This window comes from Streptomyces sp. NPDC127100 (assembly GCF_042724095.1).
Taxonomy (GTDB): domain Bacteria; phylum Actinomycetota; class Actinomycetes; order Streptomycetales; family Streptomycetaceae; genus Streptomyces.
In genome coordinates this window covers 89,978-98,008 of sequence record NZ_JBHXFL010000027.1, presented here as the reverse complement: position 1 = coordinate 98,008, position 8,031 = coordinate 89,978, and the positions used below count along the sequence as shown (strand labels likewise).

The following is an 8,031-nucleotide window of genomic DNA, read 5'->3' as shown; positions in this document are numbered from 1 at the left end:
CCCCGCGGCCGGCCCGGGGGCGCGGGCCGCCCCCGACGGGGCGGGGGGGGGGGGGGGCGGCCCGCGGGCCGGGGGGGGGGGGGGGGGCCCCGCCCCCCCCCCCGCCCCCCCCCCGCCGCGCTGGGCAACGCGTTGCGCGCCCGGTACGGCCTGACCGGCGATCCCGCCGATCTGGACGCCGCGATCGCGCATCTGTCCGCCGTGGCGGCCTTCGCCATGGAGGAGCCGACACCCCGCGCCGCGTCGCGGCTGCTCGCGCCCGCGATGGCCCTGCACGCCCGCTACCGGCTCGACCCCGACGGCAACCGCGCGGACCTGGCCGAGGCCCTCGCGCTGCTGCGGCGGGCCGAGGGTCTGCTGCCGCCGGGTCACCCGGAGCGGCCCGTGGCCCTCTGCGACCTCGGGCTGGTGCTGAGCGACCGTCACGAGCACAGCGGCCGCCCGTCGGACCTCAACGAGGCGATCGAGGCGCTGCGGGAGGGCGTGGCGCTCACCCCGGAGGGGCACGAGGTGCTCGGCGTGCGGCTGCTCAACCTGGGGATGGCCCTGGGCCTGCGCCACGGCCTGTCGAGTGACGGCGAGGACCTGCGCGAGGCGCAGGAGTGCCGGCGCCGTGCCGGGCAGCTGCCCGGTCTCGGTCCCGCACACCGCGCGACGCTGCTCGGCTCCACCGCGGTCGGCGTGCTGACCGGCTTCGAGCGCGCCCCCGACCCGGACGCCCGGCTCGACGAGGCCGTCGGGCTCTTCCGGCAGTCACTCGCGCTGACCCCGGCGGACGACCCCCGCCTGCCGCGCCGGCGCCACAACCTCGCCATGGCGCTGATGACCCGGTGCGAGAGGGCGCGGCGGCCCGGCGACGCGCGCGAGGCACGCCGGCTGGCCGACGCGGTGATCGCGGCGCTGCCCGACGACTCGCCCGAGCTGCCCGCCGCCCTGACGGTGGCCGCCGAGTCCCGCCTGGCGGGCCTGGGTTCCCTGGTGTCGCCGGGCGCCCGGAGCGAGGCGATGGCACTGCTGCGCCGGGCGGTCGAGCTCACCCCGCCCGGTCACGCGAGGCGCGCGCTGCGGCTGACGAACCTGGGCGTCGTCCTGCGCGACCGGAGCACCGGCCGGCGCCGCGACGCCGACCCGGCGGAGGCGGCCGAGTTGTTCCGGACGGCCGCCATGGAGCAGCAGTGCCCGCCGTCGGAGCGGCTGAACGCCGCGCGGGCCTGCGGTGACCTCTGGGCGGAACGCGGCGTGTGGGACCGTGCGGTGGACGGCTATGTGCGGGCGGTCGACCTGCTGCACTCCGTCGCGCCGCGCCACCTGCTGCGCGACGACCAGGAGTTGCTGCTCGGCCGGACCGTCGGTCTGGGCGCCGCCGCGGCCGCCTGTGCGGTGCGCCGCGGCCGGCCCGGGCTCGCGGTCGGGCTCCTCGAGCAGGCCAGGGGCGTCCTGCTGTCCCAGGCCTTCGACGCGGACAGCGACCTCACCCGGCTCCGGGAGAGCGCACCCGAGCTGGCCGACCGGTTCGAGGAGCTCCGGGCGGCCCTCGACACGGCCACCGAGGAACAGGGGGAACTGAGCGCGGAACTCGTGGACGGCCTCCCGGACGGCGCGGTCCGCCCGTCCGGCGCCGCCGACGCGCGGGCCGACCGGCGCCAGCGGCTGGCCGCCGAGTGGCAGGAACTCACGCACCGCATCCGTACCGGACATCCGGGCCTGGGCCTGCTGCGCCCCGTGCGCGAGTGGGACGAGAGCGAACTGCGGGCGACGGCCGCGGCCGGCCCGGTGGTCCTCGTCAACGTCTCCCCCCACGGCAGCGACGCCCTGGTCGTCACCGGGCGTTCCGTCGACGCCGTGCCGCTGCCCGGCCTCGATCCGCGGACGACGGCGGCACGCCGGGCGGCGTTCGAGGAGGCACTCGTGCGCATCGGGGCGCCCGGTACCCCGCGCGCGCAGGCACGGCGCGCCCAGGAGGTCGTCCGGGCCACGCTCGATTGGCTGTGGCGGACGGTCACCGGCCCCGTCCTGGACCACCTGGGCCTGCCGGCCCGGCCCTGCGGACCGTGGCCCCGCGTGTGGTGGTCGCCCGGCGGCGCCCTGGGCACGCTGCCGCTGCACGCGGCGGCCCCCGCCGACGGCTCCCCCGGCGCGCTCGACCGGGTGACGTCCTCGTACACACCGACGCTGCGGGCCCTGCACCACGCCCGGCAGCGCGTCGCGCGCCCCGCGGGCACCACGGCGCTCGTGATCGGCGTCGCGGAGGCCGCCGGCGCCGCTCCCCTGCCCGGCGCGCGCCGGGAGACGGAGCACCTGGCCGGGCTGCTGCCCGGGGCCGCGGTGCTGACGGACGCGGCCGCCACGCGTTCGGCCGTCGTCTCCGCCCTGCCCCGTCACGCCCACGTCCACTTCGCCTGCCACGCCCTCAGCGACCTGGCACGGCCGTCCGAGAGCCGGCTGGTGCTGCACGACGCCACCGAGCGTCCGCTGACCGTCCGCGACCTCGCCCGGCTCCGGCTGCCCTCGGCCCGGCTGGCGTACCTGTCCGCCTGCGACACCCTGCGCAGCAGCCCGGAGCTCGCCGACGAGGCCGTCCACATCGTCAGTGCCCTCCAGATGGCGGGATTTCCGCACGTCGTGGGCTCCCTGTGGCACGTCGTGGACGCCGTCGGCGCCGAGGTCGCGCGGGGCGTGTACGAGGAGCTGCGCACGGGCGGCGGCGCGCTGGACGTGTCCCGTACGGCCGGGGCCCTGCACACGGCGGTGCGCGCGCTGCGGGACCGGTACCCCGGGACGCCCAGCCTGTGGGCCTGCCAGGTGCACGCCGGTCCCTAGGACCTGCTCGCCCCGCACCGAGACGCACCGTCTCTCTGCGGCCCGGCCCTGGGCCCCGCGCCCCGCATACCCTGTCCCCGTGTCAGCCCCCCGTCTGCGTCGCGTCGCCGTCCTCGTGCTCGAGGGCGCCAAGCCGCTCGACGTCGGCATCCCCGCACAGGTGTTCACGACCCGCGCCAGCATGCCGTACGAGGTGCGGGTGTGCGGCGCGGTGCCCGGTCTGGTGACCGGCGGCGACGGCCTGTCGTACCACGTCGCCCACGGCCTCGACGCGCTCGCCTGGGCCGACGTCGTCTTCCTTCCCGGCTACCGGTTCCCGGACCGCGAGGACCCGCCGCCGGCCGTCCTCGACGCGCTGGTCGCCGCCCACGACCGGGGCGCGCGGCTCGCGGCCATCTCGACGGGCGCCTTCGCGCTCGCCGCCACGGGCCTGCTCGACGGCAGGCGGGCCACGACGCACTGGCACTACACGCGGGCCCTGGCGGCCAGGCATCCGCTGGTCCGGGTCGACGAGAACGTCCTGTTCGTCGACGAGGGCCGGGTGCTCACCTCGGCGGGCGCGGCCTCCGGCATCGACCTGTGCCTGCACGTGCTGCGCGGCGACCTCGGGGTGGCCGCGTCGAACCACGCGGCCCGGCGCCTGGTCGCGGCGCCCTACCGCAGCGGGGGCCAGGCGCAGTACGTGCCGCGCAGCGTGCCCGAGCCGCTCGGCGAGCGGTTCGCCGCCACCCGCGAGTGGGCGCTGCACCGGCTGGGTGAGCCCCTCACCCTGGAGACGCTCGCCCGGCACGCGGCCGTGTCGCCGCGCACGCTGTCGCGGCGCTTCGTCGAGGACACGGGGTACACGCCGATGCAGTGGGTCATGCGGGCCCGCGTCGACCTGGCGCGTGAACTGCTCGAACGGTCGCAGCGCAGCGTCGAGCAGATCGCCGACGAGGTCGGCCTCGGCACCGCCACCAATCTGCGGCTGCACTTCCAGCGGATCCTCGGCACCACGCCGACCCAGTACCGGCGCACCTTCGCCCAGGGCGAGTGACGCCCTCCCGCCCTTTGGCGAGATCCTTTCGAACCGTGGCGATCACGCCGCTGTCCCGGAGGTCCACCGCGCGACAGCCTGGGTGGCGAGACGAAGGGACACCACTCATGACTCGCATCGCCATCAACGGATTCGGCCGCATCGGACGCAATGTGCTGCGCGCCCTGCTGGAGCGCGGCAGCGACCTGGAGGTCGTCGCCGTCAACGACCTCACCGAGCCCGCCACGCTGGCGCGACTGCTCGCCTACGACACCACGGCCGGCCGGCTGGGCCGCCCGGTGACCGCCGACGGGGACGCCCTCGTCGTCGACGGCCGCCGGATCAAGGTGCTCGCCGAGCGCGAGCCCGCGCGGCTGCCCTGGGCCGAGCTGGACGTCGACATCGTGCTGGAGGCGACCGGCCGCTTCACGTCGGCCAAGGCCGCCCGCGCCCACCTCGACGCGGGCGCCCGGAAGGTGCTCGTCAGCGCGCCGTCGGACGGCGCCGACGTCACGCTCGCGTACGGGGTCAACACCGATGCCTACGACCCGGACGTGCACACCGTCGTCTCGAACGCCTCGTGCACCACCAACGCGCTCGCGCCGCTGGCCGCCGTGCTCGACGAGCTGGCCGGTATCGAGCACGGCTTCATGACGACGGTGCACGCCTACACGCAGGAGCAGAACCTCCAGGACGGTCCGCACCGGGACGCCCGCCGCGCGCGTGCCGCCGCCGTCAACATCGTGCCGACCACCACGGGCGCGGCCAAGGCGATCGGCCTGGTGCTGCCGAACCTCGACGGCAAGCTGTCGGGCGACTCGATCCGGGTGCCCGTACCGGTCGGGTCGATCGTCGAGCTCAACACCACCGTCTCCCGCGAGGTGACGCGCGAGGACGTGCTGGCGGCCTACCGTGCCGCGGCCGAGGGCCCGCTGGCCGGTGTCCTGGAGTACTCGGAGGACCCGCTGGTGTCGTCGGACATCACCGGCAACCCGGCCTCGTCGGTCTTCGACGCGGAGCTCACCCGCGTCGACGGACGCCACGTCAAGGTGGTCGCCTGGTACGACAACGAGTGGGGCTTCTCGAACCGCGTGATCGACACGCTGCTGCTGCTCGCCACCCGTTGAGGGGACAGCCGGTTACCGGTCCGCGGACTTCACCCGTCACAATGGTGGGATGAGCAATTCCAAGGTTTTCTTCGACATCGACATCGACGGCAAGGACGCGGGCCGCATCGTCTTCGAGCTCTTCGAGGACGTCACCCCCAAGACCGCCAAGAACTTCATCGAGCTCGCGACCGGCGAGCACGGCTTCGGCTACAAGGGTTCCCCGTTCCACCGGGTCATTCCGCAGTTCATGCTGCAGGGCGGTGACTTCACCGAGGGCAACGGCACCGGCGGCAAGAGCATCTACGGCGAGAAGTTCGCGGACGAGAACTTCCAGCTGAAGCACACCGGCCCGTACCTGCTGTCGATGGCGAACGCGGGTCCGAACTCCAACGGCTCGCAGTTCTTCATCACCACCGTCCCCACCCCGTGGCTGGACGGCAAGCACGTCGTCTTCGGCAAGGTCGTCGAGGGCACGGACGTGGTGGACCGGATCGAGGGCTACGGCTCCTCCCCGTCGGGCCGCACCTCCGCGACCATCACGGTGCGGGAGTCGGGCCGGCTCTGAGCCCGCCCCCGGCTGGGCGAGGGCCCGCCGGACACGGCGCCCGCCGCACTCGGTGCGGCGGGCGCCGTCCCGTTCCCGCCGTCCGCTCGCCGCCCGCGTGGTGAGGGGCGCCCCGCGGTGCGACGCTGGGGTGGAGAGGCGTCCGAGGAAGGGAACCGGGAGGGCCGATGGGGCGTGACGTCCCGGCGCTGGTCTTCACCCGCGAGGACCGCCGCCGGTACCGGATCAAGATGCAGGAGTGCCTGGAGGCCTTCGCGCAGATGCTGCGCGAGTCGCGGTTCGAGACCGAGCGGCCCCAGGTCGGGCTGGAGATCGAGCTCAACCTGGTCGACGACCGGGCCGAACCGGCGATGCGCAACAGCGACGCCCTGGAGGCCATCGCGGATCCCGCCTGGTCCACCGAGCTGGGCCGGTTCAACCTGGAGATCAACGTCCCGCCCCGCCGGCTGACCGCGGGCGGTCCCGACGCCTGGGAGACCGAGATCCGCGCCGCCCTGAACCACGCCGAGGACCGGGCGAAGTCCGTCGGCGCGCATCTGATCATGATCGGCATCCTGCCCACGCTGCGGCAGTCGGACGTCGGCGAGGCGGCACTGTCGGAGAATCCGCGGTACCGGATGCTCAACGACCAGGTGTTCGCCGCCCGGGGCGAGGACCTGCACATCGAGGTGGACGGGGTCGACCGGCTGCGGACCTATGCGGACACGATCACTCCGGAGGCCGCGTGCACCAGCACCCAGTTCCACCTCCAGGTGGCGCCGGAGGAGTTCGCCGGCTACTGGAACGCCGCGCAGGCGATCGCCGGGGTGCAGGTCGCCCTCGCGGCGAACTCGCCGTTCCTGCTCGGCAAGGAACTGTGGCACGAGAGCCGCATACCGCTGTTCGAACAGGCGACCGACACCCGGCCGCAGGAGATCAAGGCGCAGGGCGTACGGCCGCGGGTGTGGTTCGGCGAGCGGTGGATCAACAGCGTCTTCGACCTGTTCGAGGAGAACCTGCGCTACTTCCCCGCTTTGCTGCCGCTGTGCGAGGAGCAGAACCCGGCGGAGACGCTGGACCGCGGTGACATCCCCGAGCTCGGAGAGCTCACCCTCCACAACGGCACCATCTACCGCTGGAACCGCCCGGTCTACGCCGTCGCCCACGACAAGCCGCACGTCCGGGTGGAGAACCGGGTGCTGCCCGCCGGGCCGACCGTCGCCGACACCCTCGCCAACGGCGCCTTCTACTACGGGCTCACGCGCGCCCTGGTGCAGGAGGACCGGCCGGTGTGGTCGCGGATGTCGTTCTCGGTCGCCGAGGACAACCTGCACACCGCGGCCCGCAACGGCATCGAGTCGCTGCTGTACTGGCCCGGCATGGGCGAGGTGCCCGTGGCCGAGCTCGTGCTGCGGCGGCTGCTGCCGCTGGCGCACCTGGGGCTTGAGCTGTCCGGCATGGACGCGGCCTGGCGGGAGCCGCTGCTCGGCATCATCGAGCAGCGGTGCGTCACGGGGCGCAACGGCGCGGTCTGGCAGAAGGAGACGTTCCATCACATCGACGACTCCACGCACGTCGGCCGGCACGAGGCCCTGCGGCGGATGACCCTGCAGTACATGGACTACATGCATCTCAACGCCCCGGTCCACACCTGGCCGGTCGACTGACCAGGGAGGCGGCAGACGATGTGCCGATGGCTGGCCTACTCGGGCGCGCCGGTGCTGCTCGAGACCCTCCTGTACAGGCCGGAGCACTCGCTGATCGACCAGAGCCTGCACTCCCGGATGGGGGTGGAGACCACGAACGGGGACGGGTTCGGCGTCGGCTGGTTCGGTCCGGAGATGCGGACACCCGCGATCGTGCGGGAGACCGGCCCGGCGTGGAGCAACCGCAATCTGCGGGAGATCGCCGGGCACGTCCGTTCGTCGCTGTTCTTCGCGCACATCCGGGCCTCGACCGGCAGCGCGGTCCAGCAGACCAACTGCCATCCGTTCCGGCACGGCCGCTGGATGTGGATGCACAACGGAGCGATCGCCGAGTTCCACCGGATCCGGCGGGACCTCGCCCTCGCCGTGGACCCGCGGCTCTTCCTCGACATCGAGGGGTCGACGGACTCGGAGATGATGTTCTTCCTGGCCCTCACGCTCGGTCTGCGGGACGATCCGCCGGGGGCGGTGGCGCGGATGGCGGGGCTGGTGGAGGAGATCGGTCACGAGCACGGCGTGGAGCATCCGCTCCAGATGACGGTCGCCGTGACGGACGGGCGCCGGCTGTGGGCGTTCCGCTACTCCAGCCAGGGGGACTCACGGTCGCTGTACTACAGCTCCCGGGTGGAGACGCTGCGCGCGCTGCATCCCGGGATGCCGTTCCTGCGGGAGGCGTCCGACGAGACCCGGCTCATCGTCTCGGAGCCCCTGGGCGACCTGCCCGGCGTCTGGAACGAGGTTCCCGAGGGCAGCTGCGGGGTCGTCCGGCCCGAGGGCGACGACCTGCTCCCGTTCGCGCCGCGGGCCGCCTGACGCCGGCAGCCGGGCGGGCGGGCA

Annotated in this window: 6 protein-coding genes; all 6 read left to right on the top strand. The window is 74.3% G+C overall.

What is annotated here, in order from left to right; all coding sequences use genetic code 11:
- Window positions 1-132: 132 nt before the first annotated feature.
- The 6 genes from ACFWJB_RS23160 (at window position 133) to ACFWJB_RS23135 (ending at window position 8,007) form a co-directional block, all read left to right on the top strand.
- Window positions 133-2,820 (top strand): CHAT domain-containing protein, encoded by a 2,688-nt coding sequence (locus ACFWJB_RS23160; protein ID WP_386924485.1) that lies wholly within the window; start codon window positions 133-135, stop codon window positions 2,818-2,820.
- A gap of 79 nt (window positions 2,821-2,899) precedes the next feature.
- Complete coding sequence (locus ACFWJB_RS23155; protein WP_385473248.1) at window positions 2,900-3,856, top strand: GlxA family transcriptional regulator; 957 nt, start codon at window positions 2,900-2,902, stop codon at window positions 3,854-3,856.
- Between the two features lie 107 nt (window positions 3,857-3,963).
- Complete coding sequence (gene gap, locus ACFWJB_RS23150; RefSeq protein WP_386924482.1) at window positions 3,964-4,962, top strand: type I glyceraldehyde-3-phosphate dehydrogenase; 999 nt, start codon at window positions 3,964-3,966, stop codon at window positions 4,960-4,962.
- Window positions 4,963-5,011: 49 nt separating this feature from the next.
- Window positions 5,012-5,509, top strand: coding sequence for a peptidylprolyl isomerase (locus tag ACFWJB_RS23145; protein ID WP_386924480.1), 498 nt, complete (start codon window positions 5,012-5,014; stop codon window positions 5,507-5,509).
- Between the two features lie 167 nt (window positions 5,510-5,676).
- Entirely contained in the window at window positions 5,677-7,155 is a 1,479-nt protein-coding gene (locus ACFWJB_RS23140; protein WP_385470299.1) for a glutamate-cysteine ligase family protein, read from the top strand.
- An 18-nt stretch (window positions 7,156-7,173) separates the two neighbouring features.
- Window positions 7,174-8,007 carry a class II glutamine amidotransferase gene (locus tag ACFWJB_RS23135; RefSeq protein ID WP_386924478.1) on the top strand — a complete coding sequence of 278 codons (834 nt, stop codon included), beginning with the start codon at window positions 7,174-7,176 and terminating at the stop codon, window positions 8,005-8,007.
- Window positions 8,008-8,031 lie beyond the last annotated feature (24 nt).